The sequence below is a fragment of the Rhodoferax sp. genome, from assembly GCF_034519335.1.
GTDB lineage: Bacteria > Pseudomonadota > Gammaproteobacteria > Burkholderiales > Burkholderiaceae_C > Allorhodoferax.
In genome coordinates, this window is the sequence record NZ_JAXHOL010000044.1 from 241897 (window position 1) to 263396 (window position 21500).

21 protein-coding genes are annotated in these 21500 nt (G+C 62.5%); 8 read left to right on the forward strand and 13 right to left on the reverse strand.

Going from position 1 to position 21500, the window contains the following annotated elements; all coding sequences use genetic code 11:
* Nucleotides 1-3: 3 nt before the first annotated feature.
* The 5 genes from U5O12_RS20455 to U5O12_RS20475 form a co-directional block, all read right to left on the reverse strand.
* The gene (locus tag U5O12_RS20455; RefSeq protein WP_322580407.1) at nucleotides 4-660 is read right to left on the reverse strand and encodes an LON peptidase substrate-binding domain-containing protein; all 657 of its coding nucleotides are present in this window, start codon (nucleotides 658-660) and stop codon (nucleotides 4-6) included.
* A 15-nt stretch (nucleotides 661-675) separates the two neighbouring features.
* Nucleotides 676-1311: an ABC-type transport auxiliary lipoprotein family protein gene (locus U5O12_RS20460; protein ID WP_322580408.1), complete on the reverse strand. Its 636-nt coding sequence runs from the start codon at nucleotides 1309-1311 to the stop codon at nucleotides 676-678.
* Between the two features lie 76 nt (nucleotides 1312-1387).
* On the reverse strand, nucleotides 1388-2347 hold the full coding sequence (locus U5O12_RS20465; RefSeq protein WP_322580409.1) for an MlaD family protein: 960 nt from the start codon (nucleotides 2345-2347) through the stop codon (nucleotides 1388-1390).
* Between the two features lie 12 nt (nucleotides 2348-2359).
* The gene (locus U5O12_RS20470; protein ID WP_416221534.1) at nucleotides 2360-3151 is read right to left on the reverse strand and encodes an ABC transporter ATP-binding protein; all 792 of its coding nucleotides are present in this window, start codon (nucleotides 3149-3151) and stop codon (nucleotides 2360-2362) included.
* Nucleotides 3148-4242 carry an ABC transporter permease gene (locus U5O12_RS20475; protein ID WP_322580410.1) on the reverse strand — a complete coding sequence of 365 codons (1095 nt, stop codon included), beginning with the start codon at nucleotides 4240-4242 and terminating at the stop codon, nucleotides 3148-3150. Before U5O12_RS20475 ends, U5O12_RS20470 begins: the two co-directional genes overlap by 4 nt.
* A gap of 175 nt (nucleotides 4243-4417) precedes the next feature.
* On the opposite strand from U5O12_RS20475, the gene U5O12_RS20480 reads away from it, so the two are divergent.
* Nucleotides 4418-6124, forward strand: a complete 1707-nt coding sequence (locus U5O12_RS20480) for a GMC family oxidoreductase (protein ID WP_322580411.1) — start codon at nucleotides 4418-4420, stop codon at nucleotides 6122-6124.
* Between the two features lie 290 nt (nucleotides 6125-6414).
* Complete coding sequence (locus tag U5O12_RS20485) at nucleotides 6415-7179, forward strand: TSUP family transporter (protein WP_322580412.1); 765 nt, start codon at nucleotides 6415-6417, stop codon at nucleotides 7177-7179.
* Between the two features lie 10 nt (nucleotides 7180-7189).
* On the opposite strand, the gene mrdA is transcribed toward U5O12_RS20485, so the two are convergent.
* The 4 genes from mrdA to U5O12_RS20505 all read right to left on the reverse strand — a co-directional run bounded on the left by mrdA (nucleotide 7190) and on the right by U5O12_RS20505 (nucleotide 11795).
* Nucleotides 7190-9145, reverse strand: a complete 1956-nt coding sequence (gene mrdA / locus U5O12_RS20490; protein ID WP_322580413.1) for a penicillin-binding protein 2 — start codon at nucleotides 9143-9145, stop codon at nucleotides 7190-7192.
* Between the two features lie 140 nt (nucleotides 9146-9285).
* Nucleotides 9286-9816 carry a rod shape-determining protein MreD gene (gene mreD / locus U5O12_RS20495; RefSeq protein ID WP_322580414.1) on the reverse strand — a complete coding sequence of 177 codons (531 nt, stop codon included), beginning with the start codon at nucleotides 9814-9816 and terminating at the stop codon, nucleotides 9286-9288.
* On the reverse strand, nucleotides 9813-10733 hold the full coding sequence (mreC, locus tag U5O12_RS20500; RefSeq protein ID WP_322580415.1) for a rod shape-determining protein MreC: 921 nt from the start codon (nucleotides 10731-10733) through the stop codon (nucleotides 9813-9815). The genes mreD and mreC overlap by 4 nt, the downstream gene beginning before the upstream one ends.
* A gap of 18 nt (nucleotides 10734-10751) precedes the next feature.
* A complete protein-coding gene (locus tag U5O12_RS20505; protein ID WP_105261747.1) occupies nucleotides 10752-11795 on the reverse strand; it encodes a rod shape-determining protein in 1044 nt (347 codons plus the stop codon).
* 203 nt (nucleotides 11796-11998) lie between these two features.
* On the opposite strand from U5O12_RS20505, the gene gatC reads away from it, so the two are divergent.
* The 3 genes from gatC to gatB are packed head-to-tail and all read left to right on the forward strand — an operon-like array spanning nucleotide 11999 to nucleotide 15345.
* The gene (gene gatC, locus U5O12_RS20510) at nucleotides 11999-12298 is read left to right on the forward strand and encodes an Asp-tRNA(Asn)/Glu-tRNA(Gln) amidotransferase subunit GatC (RefSeq protein ID WP_322580416.1); all 300 of its coding nucleotides are present in this window, start codon (nucleotides 11999-12001) and stop codon (nucleotides 12296-12298) included.
* A 12-nt stretch (nucleotides 12299-12310) separates the two neighbouring features.
* Nucleotides 12311-13828, forward strand: coding sequence for an Asp-tRNA(Asn)/Glu-tRNA(Gln) amidotransferase subunit GatA (gatA, locus tag U5O12_RS20515; protein WP_322580417.1), 1518 nt, complete (start codon nucleotides 12311-12313; stop codon nucleotides 13826-13828).
* Between the two features lie 2 nt (nucleotides 13829-13830).
* On the forward strand, nucleotides 13831-15345 hold the full coding sequence (gene gatB / locus U5O12_RS20520) for an Asp-tRNA(Asn)/Glu-tRNA(Gln) amidotransferase subunit GatB (RefSeq protein WP_322580418.1): 1515 nt from the start codon (nucleotides 13831-13833) through the stop codon (nucleotides 15343-15345).
* A gap of 41 nt (nucleotides 15346-15386) precedes the next feature.
* Here gatB and U5O12_RS20525 read toward each other — a convergent pair whose 3' ends face one another.
* The gene (locus U5O12_RS20525) at nucleotides 15387-16037 is read right to left on the reverse strand and encodes a DUF4124 domain-containing protein (RefSeq protein WP_322580419.1); all 651 of its coding nucleotides are present in this window, start codon (nucleotides 16035-16037) and stop codon (nucleotides 15387-15389) included.
* Entirely contained in the window at nucleotides 16034-16717 is a 684-nt protein-coding gene (gene pyrE / locus U5O12_RS20530; protein WP_322580420.1) for an orotate phosphoribosyltransferase, read from the reverse strand. The genes U5O12_RS20525 and pyrE overlap by 4 nt, the downstream gene beginning before the upstream one ends.
* A 10-nt stretch (nucleotides 16718-16727) precedes the next feature.
* Here pyrE and U5O12_RS20535 point away from each other — a divergent pair, with 10 nt between their 5' ends.
* A complete protein-coding gene (locus U5O12_RS20535) occupies nucleotides 16728-17519 on the forward strand; it encodes an exodeoxyribonuclease III (RefSeq protein WP_322580421.1) in 792 nt (263 codons plus the stop codon).
* A 53-nt stretch (nucleotides 17520-17572) separates the two neighbouring features.
* Here U5O12_RS20535 and U5O12_RS20540 read toward each other — a convergent pair whose 3' ends face one another.
* Together U5O12_RS20540 and U5O12_RS20545 are read right to left on the reverse strand one after the other, a co-directional pair.
* Nucleotides 17573-18199 carry a PEP-CTERM sorting domain-containing protein gene (locus U5O12_RS20540; protein ID WP_322580422.1) on the reverse strand — a complete coding sequence of 209 codons (627 nt, stop codon included), beginning with the start codon at nucleotides 18197-18199 and terminating at the stop codon, nucleotides 17573-17575.
* A 71-nt stretch (nucleotides 18200-18270) separates the two neighbouring features.
* Nucleotides 18271-19107, reverse strand: coding sequence for a M48 family metallopeptidase (locus U5O12_RS20545; RefSeq protein WP_322580423.1), 837 nt, complete (start codon nucleotides 19105-19107; stop codon nucleotides 18271-18273).
* Nucleotides 19108-19125: 18 nt separating this feature from the next.
* Between U5O12_RS20545 and U5O12_RS20550 the strand changes: the two genes are divergently transcribed.
* Entirely contained in the window at nucleotides 19126-20679 is a 1554-nt protein-coding gene (locus U5O12_RS20550; protein WP_322580424.1) for an AmpG family muropeptide MFS transporter, read from the forward strand.
* A gap of 104 nt (nucleotides 20680-20783) precedes the next feature.
* Entirely contained in the window at nucleotides 20784-21500 is a 717-nt protein-coding gene (locus tag U5O12_RS20555) for a response regulator transcription factor (RefSeq protein WP_322580425.1), read from the forward strand.

Sequence of the window (21500 nt, forward strand, 5' to 3'; positions counted from 1 at the left end):
GCCTTAGCCGCTGATGCCGGCGCGGCCCAGGAAGTCGCCCACCAGCTCCAGCCGCAGCAGCGGGTTGTCCAGCTGCATCAGGCTTTGCTTGAGTTCGGGGGGCAGCTGCAGCAGCTCGCACCAGCGGTTGGCGACCCAGCCAGAATCGTCCAGCCGGTGGGGAGGCTGCAGTGCTGCGGGCAACGCGCTGCCCCGGGCCTGCAGTTGCGCAATCACGTTCTGCAGGGCCTGCGGCACCAGCTGCAAATCGGGCGGCACGGGGCTAGGCACATCGGCAGGCAGGGTTTGCACATCGGCCACCCACAGCCCGTGCTTCATGCGGCTGCGCTGGGTGATTCGAAACCGCTCCCCGGCGGTGCAGCGCACCACCATCAACCCCGGCTGCGGGCTGGAAAACTCGGTGATGGTGGCCAGTGTGCCGATGTCGACAAAGGCCTCGTGCGCAAAGCCGTCGCCACTGGGTGCCTCTGGGTCAGCTCGGCGCACCTCCGACCCTTGCGTGAGCGACACCACGCCAAAGGGGGCGCCGGTCTTGTGGCATTTGCCCATCAAATCGAGGTAACGCACCTCAAAGATCTGCAGCTGAAGGCAGCCGCCGGGGTAGAGCACCGTGTTCAGCGGGAACAGCGGCAGCTGCGTGAGTTCGAGCAGATCGGGCACAGGGGCGAGCCAGGCTTAACGGGGCGGCAGATGGGGGGGCAGGGGCGGCAAGGCGGCCTGGGTTTGCTGCACCCACTGGTCAAGCTGCTGCACGGCGCTGTCCACCGCCGCCGTCAGGGCGCGCACGCCCCCGGCTGCGTCCGCGCTGGCGGCGGGTTCGCGCAGCACGAAACTGCGCTGGGCCAGCAGGGCATCGCCGCCATGGGCGGGGTGGGTCAGCGTGGCGCGCAGGCGCAGCACACCGGTGCTGCTGGCCGGGGCATCAAACAGCTGACTGAATTCTTCGAGCTCCAGGCGCAGCGTGAGCGTGCCGGGTGGGGCCAGCACGCCATCGGCAAGGTTGAGCACCGCGCGGCGCTGACCCAGGGTCTCGCGCACGCGCTGGCGCAGCAACTGGGCCGGGGGCATGCTCCAGCGCGCCTGGGCGTAGGGGCGCAGTTGCTGGGCATCGCTATAGCCCAGGCGGTAGATGATGGGCAGGGTGTCCAGCGCGCTGGGCGCCAGCACCTCCCCCAGCGCCAGGGTGGGTAGCGGAGCCATGCGGTTGCTGGGCAGCGCTTGCACCGTGCCAGGGCCCAAGTCATACACCGCAGCCAGCGGAGCGGCCGTGGGCACAACCCCGCAACCGGCCAGTGCGGCCGTCAAAATCAAGCCAAACAGGGCCCTAGCCCTCGTGGAATATGCGCAACAAGCTACCAATTTCATAGCAAATAAACCTATCCAAAACTCAGGGAGCCGCCGTCGCCGGGGCCACAAAGCCGCGCTCGCCCGGGCCCGGCGTGGCCTGGCCCTTGCCCCACAGCAGGGACTGCGGGCTGTCGCCCACCGCATCGGCCGCGCGTCCTACTTGGCGCAGGGTGCGGGCGGTGTCGTCGGTGGCGCGGTTCAGGCGGGGCAGCAGCTGGGCGTTGACCTGGCGGCTGGTGTGCGCCAGCGCATCGGTGCTTTGGGCGATTTTGTCCAAGGTGCCGCCAGGCTCGTTCATGCGGCGCGACATGCGCTGGAATTCAGCGGCTGAGGTGCGCACCGAATCTGCGCTGGCGCCCAGCCGCTCGGAAGTGGCTTGCATGCTTTTGAGCGTGGCGTCCGCTTGCACGCCCAGCACCTGGTCGGCCCGGCGGGCCAGGGTGCTGACGTTGGCGGCGGCCTGGCCCATCTGCTGGATCGCACCCATCAGGGCCTTCTGGTTCTCCACATCGAGCAGGGTGTTGACCCGGCCGCTGGCCTGCTCCATTTGCGTGAGCAGATTGCCTCCTTGTTCGGTGAAGCGCGACACCATGCTGGGGCGCATGGGAATGCGGGGCGGCGTGCTGCCGGAGGCCACCAGCGCGGCGGGCTGCTCACCCTTGTCATCGAGCTGCACAAAGGCCAGGCCGGTGACGCCCTGGAACCCCAGCGTGGCAAAGGTGGACTGGGTGATGGGGGCCTGCTCGTTGACCGCAATGCGCAGCAACACATTGCCGCGCTGCACGGTGTCCAGCGCAATGTCGGTGACGCGGCCCACCAGCACTCCCTTGAAACGCACCCCAGCCTGGGGCTGCAGGCCGGTCACGCCCTCGGCGCTGGAGATCTCGAACACCCGCTGCTCGGCGGTATCGCGCGTGAGCCAGGCGGCCAGCGCTGCAAGCAGGGCCGCCACCACCAGCACAAAGGCGCCAGCGGCAAAGGCATGGGATTTGTTTTCCATAAGACTGTCTTTCTACACGCCATCCGGGGTGAGGTGCAACAGGGCCTGCGCCCGGTGTCCGCGCCCACCGCGGAAAAAGTCATTCACAAAGGGGTGCGCAAAGCCCACCACCTCCCGCGGCGGCGCATCCACCACCACATGTTTGTCCGCCACCACGGCCACGCGGGTGCTGAGCTCGAAGATTGTGTCCAGGTCGTGTGTCACCATCACCACCGTCAGCCCCAGCTCGCGGTGCAGGCTTTGCAGCAGGGTACAGAAGCCATCGGCGCTGTCCGGGTCCAGTCCGGCGGTGGGCTCGTCCAGCAGCAAGAGCGGCGGGTCCATCACCAAGGCCCGCGCCAGCGCCACGCGCTTGACCATGCCGCCCGACAGGTCGGCCGGCATCTTGTGGGCGTGGCGCGCGTCCAGCCCCACCATCTGCAGCTTGACCATGGCCACGTCACGCACCAAGTCGGCCGGCAAGGTGCCCAGCTCGCGCAGCGGGAAGGCGATGTTTTCCAGCACCGTGAAGGCCGAGAAAAGCGCCCCGTGTTGAAACAGCATGCCCACGCGGCTGGCCGCCCCGGCACGGCCCAGCTCGGCGGCCGGGTGGCCCAGCACTGTCACGCTGCCGCGCGCCGGCGTTTCCAGCCCCAGCATCTGGCGCAGCAGCACGGTCTTGCCACTGCCCGAGCCCCCCACAATGGAGAGCAGCTCGCCCTGCGCGATCTGCAGGTCCAGGTCTTGGTGGATGACAGTGGGCACCCCCTCGGCGCGGAACACCGACCACAGCTTGTTGATCTCGACCACCAGCGGCGCACTCACAGGCCCACTCCCTTGAACAGCACCGCAAACAGGGCGTCCACCAATATCACTACGGTGATGGAAGTGACCACCGAGGCCGTGGTGCCCTCACCCAGGCTCTGGGTGTTGGGCTTAACGCGCAGGCCGTAGTGGCAAGCGACCAGGGCAATCAGTACCCCAAAGACCATGCTTTTGGCCAGGGCCAGCCAGAGGTTGGCAATCTGCACGGTCTTGGGCAGCGCGGTGATGAAGTAGGCGGGCGTGAGGCCCATGGCGAGGTCAGCGGCCAGCATGCCACCCAAGAGCGCAGCCAAGGTGGTCCACACCGACAGCAGCGGCATGGCCAGCGCCATGGCCACGGTGCGCGGCATCACCAGCCGAAAGCCCTTGGCAATGCCCAGCACCCGCATGGCGTCCAGCTCCTCGGTCACGCGCATCACGCCAATTTGCGCGGTAATGGCCGAGCCCGAGCGCCCGGCGATCAGGATGGCCGCCAGCACTGGCCCGAGCTCGCGGATTAGCGACAGACCCAGGATGTTGACGATGAAAGCGTCGGCCCCGAACTGGCGCAGCTGCTGCGACATCAGGTAGGCCAGCACCACACCAATCAGAAAGCCCACCAGCGCGGTGATGGGCATGGCGGTAGCGCCAATGCGGTAGAGGTGGCCCGAGATATCGCGCCATGGCCCTTGCAGGGGATGGCGTGCCAGACGCAGCAGGTCCAGCACCAATTGGCCCAGCAAACGAACTGCGCCGCCCAGGTGTTGCACCATGCCCATGACACGCCGCCCCAGGCCCAGGTAAGCGGTGTGCCAGGTGGTACGCAGGGGCGCCGGTGCGGGTGCGGTGAACTGCGCGACCCGCAACAACATGGCACGCTGGTCGGGCAAGAGATTCAATTCGGCAGGCCACTGGTGGCCCCAGGCATTCCACAGCAGTTGGGCACCGGTATGGTCCAGGCGCTGCAGCGCGCGCAGGTCCCAGCCACATCCGCCTTTCACGGCCTGCTGCAGCTGCTGCGGCAAGCCCTGCCACACCGCGGGCAATGCCAGTTGGTCGGCCGTCCAGCGCCCATGCAAGTGCAGCACGGACCGGGTGGCCGCAGTGCGCATGTCAAGACGAGGGGTGGTGTCCTCCACAGGGGAATTCAAAGAGTAGGTAAGGAGCGCATGGTACCCGCAAGACATACCCCATCCCTCCGTGTCAGCGGCCCGCGGCCGTTGCAAGGCGGACACCCACCGGAGAACCCCGTCAGCTTGCGCGAGGATTTCATGATTACCATGGGGCATGAGCGACACCACCTTCGACTACATCATCATTGGCGCCGGCACGGCCGGCTGCCTGCTGGCCAACCGCCTGAGTGCCAATGCCTCCAAACGTGTACTGCTAATTGAAGCCGGCCGCAAAGACGATTACCACTGGATCCACATCCCTGTCGGTTACCTCTATTGCATTGGTAACCCGCGCACCGACTGGTTGTTTACCACCGAAGCCGAGGCGGGCCTGAACGGCCGCAGCCTGCGCTACCCGCGCGGCAAGACCCTGGGCGGTTGCTCCAGCATCAACGGCATGATTTACATGCGCGGCCAGGCGCGCGACTACGACCAGTGGGCCCAACTGACCGGTGACGCCAACTGGACCTGGGAGAACAGCCTGCCCTACTTCAAGCTGCACGAAGACCACCACAAGGGCGCCGACGCCATGCACGGCGCCCGGGGCACGCCCTCCCCGCTGCTGCACGACAGCGGCACCGACTACCGCCGCGTGCTGCGCCACCACCAGGCGGGAGGCGAGTGGCGCGTGGAGAAACAGCGCCTGCGCTGGGATGTGCTGGACGCGTTTGCGCAGGCTGCGACCCAAGCCGGAATCCCCGCCACCGACGACTTCAACCGCGGCAGCAACGAAGGGGTGGGCTACTTTGAGGTGAACCAGAAGGCCGGCTGGCGCTGGAACACAGCCAAAGCCTTTTTGCGCCCCATGTGTTACGCCCGCCCCAACTTCGAGCTGTGGACCAGCGCCCAGGTGGCCAAGCTGGTGGTGGAGCCACAGGCCGAAGGTGCGGGCCTGCGCTGCACCGGTGTGCAGGTGTGGGATGGACGCGAGATGGTGACAGCCACGGCCCGCGCCGAGGTGCTGCTGTGTGCCGGTGCAGTAGCCAGCCCGCAGATTCTGCAACTCTCGGGCCTGGGCCCGGCGGACCTGCTGCAAGCGCGTGGTGTACCCGTGGTGCAAGACACCCCGGGCGTAGGCGCCAATCTGCAAGACCATTTGCAAATTCGCGCGGTCTTCAAGGTCAAGAACACGCCCACACTCAACACCCAGGCCAACAGCCTGTGGGGCAAGGCCAAGATCGGGCTGGAATACGCGCTCAAACGCAGCGGCCCCATGAGCATGGCGCCCAGCCAGTTGGGCGCCTTCACCCGCAGCGACGCCAGCCAGCCCCAACCCAACCTGGAGTACCACGTGCAGCCGCTGAGCCTGGATGCGTTTGGCCAGCCGCTGCACACTTTCAATGCCTTCACTGCCAGTGTGTGCAACCTCAATCCCACCAGCCGTGGCACGGTGCAAATCAAGAGCGCGGACTTCAAGGATGCCCCTGCCATTGCACCCAACTACCTGAGCACTGACGCGGACCGCAAGATTGCCGCAGACTCGCTGCGTGTGACACGCCAAATCGTGGCGCAACCGGCATTGGCGAAGTACCAGCCCGAGGAATACAAGCCGGGCACGCAGTTCCAGAGCGACGCCGAGCTGGCCCAACTGGCCGGTGACATTGCCACCACCATCTTCCACCCCGTGGGCACCACCAAGATGGGCCGGGACGATGACGCAAGCGCGGTGGTCAACAGCCGCCTGCAGGTACGCGGCGTCGCCGGCCTGCGCGTGGTGGACGCCGGTGTCATGCCACTCATCACCAGCGGCAACACCAACTCCCCCGCCCTGATGATTGCGGAGAAGGCGGCGCAGTGGATTGCAGAAGACGCGGCACGCTGAGGCGTTAGAGGGTTTGTCCCGATGCCGGGCTCCCGCAGGGCGGCTACATTGCATGGCAACGCAGACCTGACAGCAACTGCGAGGTCTGCAAAGACCAAGCTTGAAACGACGCCGAGGAGACGGCTAAAACCAACAACAAACCCTGCACACCACGATGCAGTTTTACAAAAGCACCGGCACTCCCGGTGCTTTTTTTATGCCTTTTTGGCCTCTAGGCCTTATAAAACCTGCGCAAACAGCTCCTAAATTCATAGCAATTTGGGCAAAGGGCCGGATGCGACAATGCCCCCATGGAAATGTTTGTTGTGACGCTGGCCTCGCTGCTGGCCGGCTTTGTCGATGCGATTGTGGGCGGAGGCGGCCTGATTCTGACGCCCGCCCTGTTCGCCACCTTCCCCAACGCCCACCCCGCCACGCTGTTCGGCACCAACAAGGGCGCCTCGGTCTGGGGTACCGCCTTTGCCACCGTGCAGTACAAGCGCCGCGTGCAGATGCAGTGGCACGCCATTGCCCCGGCAGCTGCCGTGTGTTTTATGGCCTCGCTGGGCGGGGCCTGGCTGGTCACGGTGGTTTCGCCGGAACATCTGCGCAAGGCCCTGCCCGTGGTGCTGGTGCTGGTGCTGGCCTACACCCTGGCGAAGAAAGACCTGGGCCGCCACCACACCCCCAGGTTTGCCGGGCAACACGAGGCGCTGGTGGCCTGCGCCATTGGTGCCACCATCGGGTTTTACGACGGCTTTTTCGGGCCGGGTACCGGCAGCTTCTTTGTCTTCCTGCTGGTGCGCGTGCTGGGCTACGATTTTCTCAACGCCTCGGCCAGCGCCAAGCTGCTCAACACCGCCTCCAACTTCGCAGCGCTCATCCTGTTCACACTCAAGGGCCATGTGTGGTGGCACTTTGTGGTGGTGATGGCGGTGGCCAATGTTGCGGGTAGCCTGGCCGGCACCCACTTGGCCCTGAAGCACGGCACGGGCTTTGTGCGCAGCATGTTTATCGTGGTGGTGTCAGCCTTGATCCTCAAGACCGGCTACGACGCCTTTGTGCGCAGTCTCTAGGCCAGCGCCCTCAACGCGCCGGTGGCGCTGGCGGCCAGGGCAGATCAGCCGCCACACGGGGTTTGCCAATGGGTGCCGTGGCCTGGCCTTTGCTCACAGCGGCCAAGTCTTCCTCGCTGGGGTACTGCCCCATTAACCAGTAGTCAAAGGCGCGACGCGCAATCGGTGCAGCCGATGCGGAGCCAAAGCCGGCGTTCTCCACAATCACCGCCAATGCAATCTTGGGGTCTGCCGCGGGGGCAAACGCCACATACAACGAGTGGTCACGCTGGTGCTCTTCCATGGCCGAGGCGTTGTACTTCTGGTTTTTGCCCAGACTCACGGCCTGCGCCGTGCCGGTTTTGCCACCGCTCACATAGCCCGCACCCGCAAACACGCGGGTGCCGGTTCCGCCCTGCGTGACCCCAACCATGGCGTCACGGATCACCGCCACGTTCTCGGGCTTGTAGCCCAGGTCCACCGGCGGCTCGGGGGGGAGCGGAGTGCGTATGCGGGTGGTCGCGTCCTGGGTGGCAATCACTAGCTGCGGCTTGTGTTTCACACCGTTGTTGGCCACGATGGCCACGGCCTGCGCCAGCTGCAGCATGGTGAAGCTGTTGTAGCCCTGTCCAATGCCCAGCGAGATGGTTTCCCCCGCGTACCACTTCTGCTGCTCGGGGCGCTTGTAGTACTTGCGCTTCCACTCCTGGCTGGGCAACACGCCGCGCACTTCGCCATGGATGTCGATGCCGGTGTGCTGGCCAAAGCCCAGGGGCTTCATGAAGTCGTGCATGGTGTCAACGCCCAACTCATTAGCGAGAGAGTAGAAATAGACGTTGCTGGACTCCACGATGGCACGGCGCATGTCCATGATGCCGCCCTTTTCGTTCTCTGGGCTGCCAAACCGGTTGCCACCGAACATGTAAAAACCGGGGTCATTGATCAGCGTCTGCGGTGTGCGCGCACCCGTCTCCAGCGCAGCCAGGGCCATGAAGGGCTTGTAGGTGGAGCCCGGCGGGTAGGTGCCGCGCAGCGCGCGGTTGAGCAACGGCTTGTCGATGGACTCGTTGAGCATCTGCCAGTTTTCCTGGTCAATGCCTTCGACAAACAGGTTGGAGTCAAACGTGGGTTTGCTAACAAAGGCCAGCACTTCGCCGGTCTTGGGGTCGAGTGCCACCAAGGCACCGCGGCGGGTGCCAAACATGTCTTCGATCAGCTTCTGCAGCTTGATGTCGATAGACAGCACCACCACATTGCCCGGCGTAGACGGATTGCTGGCCAGCTTGCGCACGGCGCGCCCGCCAGCCGATGTCTCAATGCGCTCCACACCGGTCACACCATGCAGGGTGGACTCAAAACTCTGCTCCACGCCCAGCTTGCCGATGTACTCGGTGCCGCGGTAGTTCGCCTGGTCATCGCTGTCCTCGATCTTCTCTTTCTCGGACTGGTTGATGCGCCCGATGTATCCAATCACGTGACTGGCCAACTCCCCATACGGATAGCTGCGGAACAGGCGCGCCTTGATTTCAACGCCGGGGAAGCGGAACCGTTGCGCCGCAAAACGGGCAACCTCGGCATCGGTCAGGCGCGTGCGGATCGGCAGGGATTCGAAGTTCTTGGACTCCTCCATGAGCTTCTTGAACCGGCGCCGGTCGCGCGGGGTGATGTCAATCACGCTAGCCAGTTCGTCGATGGTTTTTTCCACGCCACCGGTCTTGGAAGGCGTGACCTCCAGCGTGTAGGCCGAGTAGTTGGTGGCCAGTACCACGCCATTGCGATCTTCGATCAGCCCGCGGTTGGGCACGATGGGCACGATGGAAGTGCGGTTGCTCTCGGCTTGGGCCCGCAAGTCATCATGGCGCACGATCTGCAAATACGCCACGCGCAAAGCCAGCAGCACAAAGCAGCACAGCACCACCACACTGACCACAAACACCCGGGTGCGAAAGCGGGCCAGATCGGCCTGAACATTGCGAAGCTCGGTCATGGGTCAGAGGTGCGAGGGCAACTTAGCACACGCAGCAGCAGGCGTGAAGGCCAGGTTCGCTGTCGGGCCGCCCCAAGGCGAACCCGCCCCCTTGGGGGGGCAGCGCAGCACACGCAGTGGCAAGCGTGGGGGCCATGTTCTTACAGGGGCCGATTGGCATCGGGATCTGGGGCACGGCGCTGGGGAGCCAGCAGTACCACGCTGGCCACGGGCCACAACGCTGCCTCCAGCACCGGCGCCAACAGCACCCACCAGCCCGGGAATGTGCCGCCCCCCAACAGGCGCAGCAACAACTCAAGTGCATGGGCCACCACAAACAAGGGCAACACTTGCGCCGCCTGCGAGGGCACAGTAAACCAGAGCAACCGGCGGTGCACGGTAATCGCCAGGAAACTCAGCACCGTATAGGCCATCGCATGCTGGCCCAGCAGTCCGCCCTGGTGCACATCCATCAACAGCCCGAACACAAAGGCGGCACCGATGCTGACGCGCAGGGGTTGGTGGACCGTCCAAAACACCAGCACCACAGCCAACACATCGGGCGCCCAGGCTGCACGCCCCCACAGCCCCATGTTATTCACCATATTGAGGAGCAGGGCCGCCAACAAACTTCCCCAGATGAACAGGGGGTTGGCAGGCAGCAAGAGCTGCTGACCCGGACGCATGATCATCGTAATCCGGCTCCCTTGGGTGACGCCGCCTGCAGCTCTGAGGCTGGGCGCGCAGGCATCTGATCAGACAGCGGGTCCAGCACCAGCACATGGGTGGTGCCAGACACCAGGGCCAGCGGGACGCAGTAAATGCGCGCGAACACGGCATCCACCTGACGCTCCACTTTTTCCACGCGCGCCACCGGCAGGCCGGGTGGGTACACGCCATCCACGCCGCTGGTGGTCAGCAAATCACCCACAGCCACATCGGCGTTGGCGGCCATGTAACGCAGCTCCAGCGCATCGGCATGGGTGGAGGTGTCACCAAATGCCACGCCACGTGCGCCGGTACGCGCGTTCAACACCGGAATCGCGTGGTCGCGATCCGTGATCAGGGTGACTTCGCTCATGGTGGGGTACACGCGTGTGACCTGCCCAATGACACCCATTTCGTCCAGCACTGGCGAGCCCAGGGCTAGCTGGTGCATCAAACCCTTGTTGATTACCACTTTGCGGGTAAAGGGGTCCGCCGCGTCGTACAAGACTTGGGCTGCCTTGGCCGGCGCGGCAAGGCGAGGCGACAGGTCGAGCAACTTGCGCAAGCGCAGGTTCTCCAGCTCCAGCTGCTCCACTTGGATGGCACGCAGGGACTGCAGGCTGAGTTTTTTGCGGGCCTCTTCCTGGGCTGACTCGGCGGACGCCACGGTGGTGAAGTAGGTGGCCGTAGTCTGCACCAGCACCACGGGCTGCAAGGCCAACCACTGCACCGGGTAAAGCGCCGTAGCCAGCATCACCCGCATGGGCTGCATCATCTTGAAGCGGGCATCGGCCACCATGAGAAACAGCGCCAAGGCGCTGCAGACGGCCAACTTGGACAGGGCCGAAGGGCCCTGGCGGAAGAAGGGGGGAGGATCTCTGTCCAGCGTACCGAGTGGCATCGCTGTGTCCGGTACTGCTTATTCGCTCGTGAAAATGGAACCCAGGCGCTCCATCTGTTCCAGTGCAATGCCGCAACCGCGCACCACACAGGTCAGCGGGTCTTCGGCCACCAGCACCGGCAGGCCGGTTTCTTCGGCCAACAGGCGGTCCAAGTCACGCAAGAGTGCGCCACCGCCGGTGAGCATCATGCCGCGGTCGGCAATGTCGGCACCCAGTTCGGGCGGCGTTTGTTCCAGCGCGTTCTTCACGGCCGACACGATGTTGTTCAGCGGATCGGTCAGGGCTTCCAAAATCTCGTTGGAGGAGATGGTGAAACTGCGTGGCACACCTTCAGACAGGTTGCGGCCACGGACTTCCATTTCCTTGACTTCGGAGCCGGGGAAGGCGGAGCCGATTTGCTTCTTGATGGCTTCTGCGGTGGGCTCACCGATCAGCATGCCGTAGTTGCGACGGATGTAATTGATGATGGCTTCGTCGAACTTGTCGCCACCGACGCGGACGGAGCCCTTGTAGACCATGCCGCCCAAGGAGATCACGCCGACTTCGGTGGTACCACCACCAATGTCGACCACCATGGAGCCAGAAGCTTCCGACACTGGCAAGCCGGCACCAATGGCGGCGGCCATGGGTTCTTCAATCAGATAGACGTCTGAGGCACCAGCGCCCAAGGCCGACTCACGGATCGCGCGACGCTCCACTTGGGTGGAGCCGCAGGGCACACAAATGATGATGCGGGGGCTGGGTTTGAGCACGCCACGGGGCAGCACCATTTTGATGAACTGCTTGAGCATCTGCTCGGTGACGGTGAAGTCAGCGATCACGCCGTCCTTCATGGGGCGGATGGCTTCGATGTTGCCGGGCACCTTGCCCAACATGGCCTTGGCTTCCTTGCCTACCGCCTGGATGGTCTTCTTGCCCTGGGGGCCGCCTTCGTGGCGAATGGCCACCACCGAGGGTTCATTGAGAACGATGCCTTGTCCGCGCGCCACAATCAGGGTGTTGGCGGTACCCAAGTCAATCGCCAGGTCGGTAGAAAAGTACCGACGGAAAGCTCCAAGCATTACGGTTCCTCTCAGGCACAGAAGGCACTTCGGCCGTCCATCGCCATGGTATTTGCAGTTGTAAGGTGTCAGTTTGGCGTCAAATTCCGCGTATCCACGGCACTTTTACCAAAGGCAGGATAATACCCCATCGCCTGTGAATAACTCGTGCAAAAGCCTGCGCCCAGACACGATTTACCCTTGGTTTCAACTCTTCTACACCCATGTCCCTGACATCTTCCGATATCGCCCGCCTTGCCAATTTGGCACGCCTGGAGCTGGCGCCGGCCGAAACCGCGCGCCTCCAAACCCAGATGAATGACTTTTTCAGCATTGTGGAAACCATGCGGGCCGTCGACACCACCGGCGTGGAGCCTCTGGCCCACCCCGTCGCGGCCATCCAGGACATCGCCTTGCGCCTGCGCGACGACGTAGTCAGCGAGCCCAACCAGCGCGAAGCCAACCAGCAAAGTGCTCCCGCGGTTGAACGCGGCCTGTTCCTGGTTCCCAAGGTCATCGAGTAAACCGTAGCCCCCATGACGACTCCCCTTTCCCACACTGCCTTGCACGACCTTTCCGTGCAAGAACTCACCCAGGCACTGCAGACCAAACAGGTGTCGGCCGTCGAAGCCGCCCAGCACTTCCTGCAACGTGGCCGCACCCACGCGACCTTGGGCGCCTATGTCGACGTGAACGAAGACGCCACGCTGCGCCAGGCCCGCGCCGCGGATGCACGCATTGCCGCTGGCACCGCAGGCGCACTGGAAGGCCTGCCCCTGGCGCACAAGGACATTTTTGTGACGCGCGACTTTGCCACCACGGCCGGCTCGCGCATGCTCAAGGGTTACCGGTCCCCATTCGACGCCACCGTGGTCGACAAACTGGCGCAAGCCGGTGCCGTGACACTGGGCAAACTCAACTGCGACGAGTTCGCCATGGGCTCCAGCAACGAAAACACCGCCATTGCTGCCGTGGGTGGAGAGGCTGTGGTGCCCGTGCGCAACCCCTGGAACACCAACCGCATTCCGGGCGGGTCGTCCGGCGGCAGCGCAGCCGCAGTGGCTGCACGCCTGGCACCAGCCGTCACGGGCACCGATACCGGCGGCTCCATCCGCCAGCCCGCGTCTTTCTGCGGTATCACCGGCATCAAGCCCACCTATGGCCGCGCCTCGCGCTACGGCATGGTGGCCTTTGCGTCGAGCCTGGACCAGGCCGGCCCCATGGCCCGCAGCGCGGAAGACTGCGCCCTGCTGCTGTCCGCCATGTGTGGCCCCGATGCAGACCGCGACTCCACCTCGCTGGACGTTCCGGCCGAGAACTTTGCGCTCAAACTCAACGACTCGATTGAGGGCCTGCGCATTGGTGTGCCGAAGGAATTTTTTGGCGAAGGCCTGAGCGCTGACGTGCGCGCCAGTGTGGACGCCGCGCTCAAGCAGTACGAGCAACAGGGCGCCAAGCTGGTGCCCATCACGTTGCCGCGCACTGAGCTGTCGATTCCGGTCTACTACATCATTGCGCCCGCCGAAGCTTCGAGCAACCTGAGCCGCTTTGACGGCGTGAAGTTCGGCCACCGCGCCAAAGACTACGGCGACCTGGCCGACATGTACAAGAAAACGCGTGCCGAAGGCTTTGGCGACGAGGTCAAGCGCCGCATCATGATCGGCACCTATGTGCTGAGCCACGGCTACTACGACGCCTACTACCTGCAGGCACAAAAAATCCGCCGCATGATTGCGGACGACTTCCAGAACGCCTTCAAGAGCTGCGATGTGATCGCCGGCCCCGTGGCGCCCACCGTGGCCTGGAAGATTGGCGAAAAGTCCGACGACCCCGTGGCCAACTACCTGGCCGACATCTTCACGCTGTCCGGCTCGTTGGCAGGTTTGCCAGGCATGAGCATCCCCGTCGGTTTTGCGGCTGCTGAAGCCGACAAAGGCATGCCCATCGGCATGCAACTGCTGGGCAACTACTGCCAAGAGGCGCGCCTGCTCAACGCCGCGCACCGCTTCCAGCAAGCCACCGACTACCACTTGGCCAAGCCCGCAGGATTCTGACCATGAGCGAAACCGTGAACACATTTGAAGCACAACAACAGGGCCGCCCGACCGGCCCGCTGGTACATGGCTACGAGGTCATCATTGGCTTTGAGACCCACGCTCAGCTGTCCACCAACAGCAAGATATTCAGTCGCGCCAGCACCGCCTTTGGTGCCGAGCCCAACACCCAAGCCTGCGCCGTGGACCTGGCCCTGCCCGGCACCCTGCCGGTAATGAACAAGGGCGCGGTTGAACGCGCCATCCAGTTTGGTTTGGCGATTGGTGCGCACATCGCGCCGCGCAGCATTTTTGCGCGCAAAAACTACTTCTACCCCGACCTGCCCAAGGGCTACCAGATCAGCCAGTTCGAGATTCCGGTGGTGCAAGGCGGCGCGGTCGAGTTCTTCCTGGGCGACGAGAAGAAAGCGGTGCGCTTGGTGCGCGCCCACCTGGAAGAAGACGCCGGCAAATCGCTGCACGAAGACTTCATTGGCCAGAGCGGCATCGACCTGAACCGTGCGGGGACCCCATTGTTGGAAATCGTGACCGAGCCCGACATGCGTTCCAGTGCCGAGGCCGTGGCCTATGCCAAGGAGCTGCACAAGATCGTGACGTGGATTGGCATTTGCGATGGCAACATGCAAGAAGGCTCATTCCGCTGCGATGCCAACGTGTCGGTGCGCAAGCCCGGCCAGCCGCTGGGCACGCGCCGCGAGATCAAGAACCTGAACAGCTTCAAGTTCATGCAGCAGGCCATCGACTATGAAGTTCGCTGGCAGATCGAGCAGATCGAAGACGGCCACGACATCCAGCAGGCCACGGTGCTGTTCAACCCCGACACGGGCGAGACGCGCGCCATGCGCACCAAGGAAGATGCTGCCGACTACCGCTACTTCCCCGACCCGGACCTGCCACCGCTATGCATTTCAGAGCAATGGGTGCAGGATGTACGTGGGCTGATGGCCGAATTACCTCGCAACATGGCAACACGCTTCCAGGCCGCCTACGGCCTGAGTGAGTACGACGCCACCCAGCTTACGCAGAGTTTGGCGCTGGCGACTTACTTTGAAGCGGCAGCCAAGGCGAGCGGCCAAGCCAAGCTGGCCAGCAACTGGATTACAGGAGAGATGGCCAAGCGACTTAATGCGCAATCTCTGGCTATTGAAGATGCACCGCTTAGCGCTGGCACACTTGCGGCGATCATTGCCCGCATAAGCGATGGAACAATTTCGAACAATGTTGCCCGACAAGTATTCGAACTTCTCTGGCTCGCAGGTCAATTGGGGGAGGGTGCACTCCCACAGGACTATGTTGATCGTGCAATCGAAGAGCATGGCCTCAAACAAATGAACGACACCGGCGCACTCGAAGCCATCGTGCAACAGGTCATCGACAAGAATGAGAAAAACGTGGCCGAGTTCAAGGCCGGCAATGAGAAGGCGCTGAACGCGCTGGTCGGCCAGATCATGAAGGCCAGCCAAGGCAAAGCCAATCCGCAGCAAGTCAACGACTTGCTGCGCAGCAAACTGGCCTGAAGCACCCCACTCCGCAAAAAAGGCCTCTTGCGAGGCCTTTTTTATTTGCTGGCAGGTGCCATCTGCGCCCATAACTGGCGCAAGCGCACCAGTTCGTCGTCAAAGCGAGCGTTCAGGCGACGGGCCTCCGCTTCCTGCTCTGCAATGAAGCGTTTCTGCACACTTTGGCTCTGTGTGTTTTCTTCCAGCTGTCGTCGCACATAAGCAGGCGCCTTGGTCGGATCTTTTTTGTAAAACTCCATCTCTTCGTCGATCGCCACGCGCTGACGTGTGAGCTCGGTCAGGCGGGTTGTAGCCGCTTTGGCGACTGCCTCAATCTGTGCCAAAGCCTCTGCGCGTTCCTGATCATGCACCCCCTTGTTGGGATAACGCGTTAGCAGCGCGCGGTCACGGCGTTTCTCTTCAGCGGATCGGCTGCGCTCCTCAGCTTCACGCTTTTCCTTTTGTTCCAGCTCCAGTTTTTCCTGGGCAGTCAGCGAAGGGCCAACTTTGGCGCGCACCGTACCACTTGGATTCAAAACCTTTTGTTCACGGTCTATGCACTCCACAATGGGACGATCCGCCGTCAGCTTCCGGCCTTTGGCATCAATGCAGGTGTAAACACCCCCTGGCACAGGTTGGGCTTGAGCCCACGCCGTAACACCGGCCACGGTGGCAATCGCCCCCAAGACCCAGCGGTAATAAATCTTCATGCATCTCCTTCATCAACACCGTATCGCTGGCGGTAGGCCAGCACGCGTTGGTGGTCTACATCCGAACCGGATGCATGACGCGCCGCCAGATACTGCATCAAATCGCCCAGCTTCGCAATTGCACACACTTGCAACCCCAACTGGCGTTGCACATACTGCACGGCACTGTAGGGCACGTCTCGGCCATTTTCAGTGGCCTTTTCCTGGCGGTCCAGCGCGATACACACGGCATGGGGGGTCGCTCCTGCAGCCCGAATAATGGCAATCGACTCGCGCGCCGCAGTCCCCGCGGACATAACATCGTCGATGACAAGAACGCGCCCTTGGAGAGGGGCTCCCACCAGTGTTCCCCCTTCTCCATGGTCCTTGGCTTCTTTGCGGTTGTAGGCAAATGGCACATTGCGGCCGCGGCGCGCCAGTTCAATAGCAACGGCAGCCCCCAGGGGAATACCTTTGTACGCAGGACCAAACACCATATCGAATTCGATGCCACTGGCCAGCAGTCGCTGGGCATAAAATTCAGCCAAACGCCCCAGTTTGGCTCCATCGTCAAACAGGCCCGCGTTAAAGAAATAGGGGCTCATGCGTCCGGCTTTGGTTTTGAATTCGCCAAAGCGCAGCACCCCGCATTCCACAGCAAATTGCACAAACTCGAGGGCCAATGGGTCACGGTCCGACATGGGGGTTTCCTTGTTCAAATTAAGCAGTCTCAATCTCAACGGCATTCGCTCTGCCACCAGCAAAGGCCTGGAGGCCTGGCTTGCCACTGCGCGGCCCGATTGTATTTGTGTGCAAGAGGTCAAAGCACAAGCGCCCGACGTCGCCGGCAAGTTTGAACAACTCAGCGGTCTGCAAGGACATTTTCACTTTGCAGAAAAAAAAGGCTACTCGGGTGTGGCGGTGTACACCCGCCATACGCCCAGCGACGTTATTGTGGGATACCAATCTGCGGAGTTTGACGCCGAGGGGCGCTACGTGGAGCTGCGGTTTGATACCCCCAAGCGCAAACTCTCCCTGATCAGCACTTACTTTCCCAGTGGCTCCTCGGGGGAAGACCGGCAACAAGCCAAATTCCGCTTTCTGGCCGAGTTTTATCCCCACCTGCAGCGCCTGCGCAGCGACCGCGAATTCATCTTGTGTGGTGATGTGAACATTGCACACCAGGAAATCGATTTGAAGAACTGGAAGGGCAACAAGAAAAATTCAGGCTTCCTGCCGGAGGAGCGCGCCTGGATGAGCAAGTTGTTGACCGAAGGTGGCCTGGTGGACGTGTACCGCCAGCTGGAGCCCACCGCCACTGACGCGTGTTACACGTGGTGGAGCAACCGAGGCCAAGCCTATGCCAAAAACGTCGGCTGGCGATTGGATTACCACTTGGCCACCCCCAACATGGCAGCACTGGCACGCAGCCAGCACATTTACAAAACCGAAAAGTTTTCGGACCACGCCCCCATCACGCTGGACTACGATTTTTCGCTGTGAACGACTCCCATTAAAAAAGGGCCCTCTGGGCCCTTTTTTGTACCAACTCTGATTCAGGCGCGATGCTTGCGGCGCCGGGCGACAACACCCATCAGCGCCAAGCCTGCCACCAGCATGGCATAGGTCTCTGGCTCCGGGACTGGGGTGGTAATTGCCACCTTGATCACCATGTCATCAAAGTCACCATCACGCCCTTTGTCATTGAACAAAAGCAATGCACTCTTGGAGTCGTTGGCCATCACCAGGCCAATGGAGTGGCTGCCGTTGGCAAACAGGTTCCAGCCGAGGTTGGAATTGAAAGCGAACTTCAGTGCGCCACCAGCCACCGACGCCAACGAGAAGGACGTTCCCATGGGCGACCCGTTGTTGGTAAGGGACCCTGCCGCCAAAGGTGATGTCGTGTATGCACCAAAGGCGTTATTGAACGCAGCCTCTTCACCCAAAAAGGTGTAGGTCAGGTCAGCTGTACTGCTCAGGGACAAAGTTGCCCCGCGTTGCATGCTGCCCAAGTTGTAGGCGCTGTAGTCACCCGCCAGCAGCGTTGGGTTAAAGGTGCCGGGCAAGCCGACCAAGCTGGTGGTGCTGCCGCCCGCGAATGTCAGCGTAGCCGCCATGGCTGCCGGACCCGCCAACCCTGCCAGCAGCGCGAAGGCACCAGCAACTTTTGCAATGAATTTCATATCTTCCCCGAAATTTGTAATCAATTGTGATTTTCCGGGGCTGCTGCACCTGCAGCAATAGTCCAAAGGGCCTAGGGCCTGCCTTTGCGAGCCCGCTCGTAGAGAGGGAGCACCTGCGGCAAATTAGCCTCGATCTGCGCAATACGTGCGCTGCCTGAGGGGTGGGTGGACAGCCATTCTGGTGGAGCACCCTTGTTGGCGGCGCCCATTTTTTGCCACAGGCTGACTGCAGCGCGGGGGTTAAAGCCGGCGCGGGCTGCGAGCTCCATGCCCACCAGGTCGGCCTCGGACTCGTCTTCGCGGCCGAACTTCAAGGTCAGCAATTGGGCACCGTACTGCGTCACGGTTTGACCGATGTCGCCCAACCCCAGCACTTGGCTCAAGAGATTGGCACCCAAACCGGTAGCGGCATTTTTGCCCATCCGTTCACGCGCGTGCTCACGCAGGGCATGGGCAATTTCGTGCCCCATGACCATGGCCACCTCGTCGTCGCTGAGCTTGAGCCCATTGAGGATGCCGGTGTAGAACGCAATTTTTCCGCCCGGCATGCAAAAAGCGTTGATCTGGTTGGCGCCAATCAAATTGACCTCCCACTTCCAGCCTTTGGCGCGTTCGTTCCACTCCATGGCGAACGGGGTGATCTTGGCGGCAATCGCCCGCAGGCGCCGCACCTGCGGGTCGTTCGGACCCGCCAGGGCGTTCTGGGCCCGAGCCTGGGCCAGCATCTGCCCATACTGCTGGGCGGCCGCTTGCTCCACCTTTTCGGCAGACACCAGTTTGCTGAAGGCTGAATTGCCGCCCACATTCACGCCATCGCGTGACTGCTGGGCTGCGGCGCTGCCCAGTAACAAGCCAAGACAGAGCGCAGCCAGCGCCCGAGATAGTAAAAGGGGCAAACGTGATGTCATGGTCGGTATTATTCCCGCATGCGCAAGTCCCGTCGTTCTCCCGCCTCCTCCACATCACATTCTGCGTCTGAAGCCAATCCCTGGTCTGCATGGCTGGACCGGCGGATCTGGATTCTGTTGTTCTTGGGCTTTTCTGCGGGTCTGCCTATCCTGCTGATTTTCTCCTCGCTGTCCCTTTGGTTAGGTGAAGCTGGAGTGGAGCGAAAAGCGGTAACCTACTTCAGTTGGGCGGCCTTGGGGTACTCCTTCAAATTCGTCTGGGCGCCGTTGGTGGACCGACTACCCTTGCCAGGTCTCACGCCCTGGCTGGGCAAGCGGCGGAGCTACCTGCTGCTGGCGCAAGTCGGGGTAATGCTCTCCATCGTGGGCATGGCTATGACCGACCCCTCCCAGGGCCTTCCGGCTCTGACGCAGATGGCGTTTTTTGCAGTCCTGCTTGGTTTCAGCTCCGCTACGCAGGACATCGCGATCGACGCCTACCGCATCGAAGTGGCGAGCCCCGAATTGCAAGGAATGCTCTCTTCAAGTTACATCGCCGGCTACCGTATTGCCATGGTGTTTGCGGGCGCTGGGGCACTGCTGCTTGCGGAGCATCTGGGAAGTAGCAAAGGCAGTTACCTCTACGTCGCCTGGAAAAGTGCCTACCTATTGATGGCGGCCTGCATGACGGTGGGCGCATTAACCACTCTGCTGATGCGTGAACCCACCCGCATTCCGAGCCCCGGCGAACCCTGGTCCGTCCAGGCCCGGCTGATGCTGGTATTCGTGGCTGCAGTATTGGCCTTTGTCGGGGTGTTCGCCAATGCCGACCCGTTGCTGGGCTGGGGCAAGGTTGGCCCGATACTGGGGCTGCTGCAAGAGATGATCCGGCTCGGATTGGCGCTTTGCGCCGCCACCCTGGTCGCCTGGATACTGGTTGGCTTGGGTCTGGCACGCAAAGACACCATACAAACTACATGGATGGGGCCAGCGCAGGATTTTTTCAATCGCTATGGCCGCCGCACAGCCTGGCTCTTGCTGGCCTTGATCGGGACCTATCGGATCTCGGACATAGTGCTGGGCGTGATCTCTAACGTGTTCTACCAAGATATGGGCTATACCAAGGAAGACATCGCGTTTGCGGTCAAGACCTTTGGTGTGGTCCTGAGCATTGCCGGCTCCTTTTTAGGGGGCATGTTGGTAATGCGCCTGGGCGTGATGCGCTCTCTGTTTTGGGGGGCGGTGCTGTCTTCACTGACCAACCTTGGTTTCGTTCTGCTGGCTTACCATGGACCTGACGTGATGCTGATGTACAGCGTCATAGCCGCCGACAATCTGGCGGGAGGGTTTGCCAGTGCGGCATTTGTGGCCATGCTCTCTGGCCTGGTGAACGTGTCTTTCACAGCGACTCAGTACGCCATTTTCAGCTCCCTGATGACTCTTTTGCCCAAAACCTTGGGCGGCTATTCGGGCACCTTGGTGGACGCACTGGGCTACCCAGGTTTCTTCACTTTAACGGCCGTGATCGGCCTGCCCGTGCTGCTGTTAGTGTGGCTGGCTTCACGCATCAAAATGGCCCCTAGCCCCCGTTGATACTGCACGAAAAGCTATTAATTTTATAGCGTTGTTTACCTAACTTTACCGGCCCGACAAGCAGCCGGCATACGTCAACCGTGGCGTGGCGATAGACTGCGGCCATGCGCCAACACCTGCTCATGATCGAAGACGATGCCCGCCTCGCCACCATGGTGGCCGAGTACCTGGAGCAATCTGGATTTGCTGTCAGCCACTGCGGCGATGGACTTGGTGGATTGGGCCACCTGACCCACCCCCCTGCCGGGGCTGTGCCCGAACTGGTCATCCTGGACCTGATGCTGCCTGACATCGACGGCCTGGAGGTATGCCGCCGCATCCGCGCCCTGCCTGCTCCGGCAGCCAGTGTGCCGGTGCTCATGCTGACTGCCAAAGGCGATGCCATGGACCGCATCATCGGACTGGAATTGGGGGCCGATGACTACCTGCCCAAACCGTTTGAGCCCCGTGAGCTGCTGGCACGCGTACGTGCCATTTTGCGCCGCAAGGTGGATTCGGCTGCTCCGCAGGGCAAGGCCATGCGGTTTGGCAGCCTGGAAATTGACCGGGATGCTCGCACCGTGACGGTATCGGGCACCCCCTGCGAACTTACGTCTTACCAGTTCGACCTGCTGGTGGCACTGGCCGAACGTGCCGGGCGCGTCCTCACGCGGGACCAGATCATGGAGGCCGTGCGCGGCCGCGAGCTCGAAGCCTTCGACCGCTCCATCGACGTGCACATGGGCCGCATCCGCGCCGCCATCGAGGCCGATGCCAAAGACCCCAAGCGCATCCTCACAGTGCGTGGTGTGGGTTATGTGTTTGCACGGCAGCAAGATTAG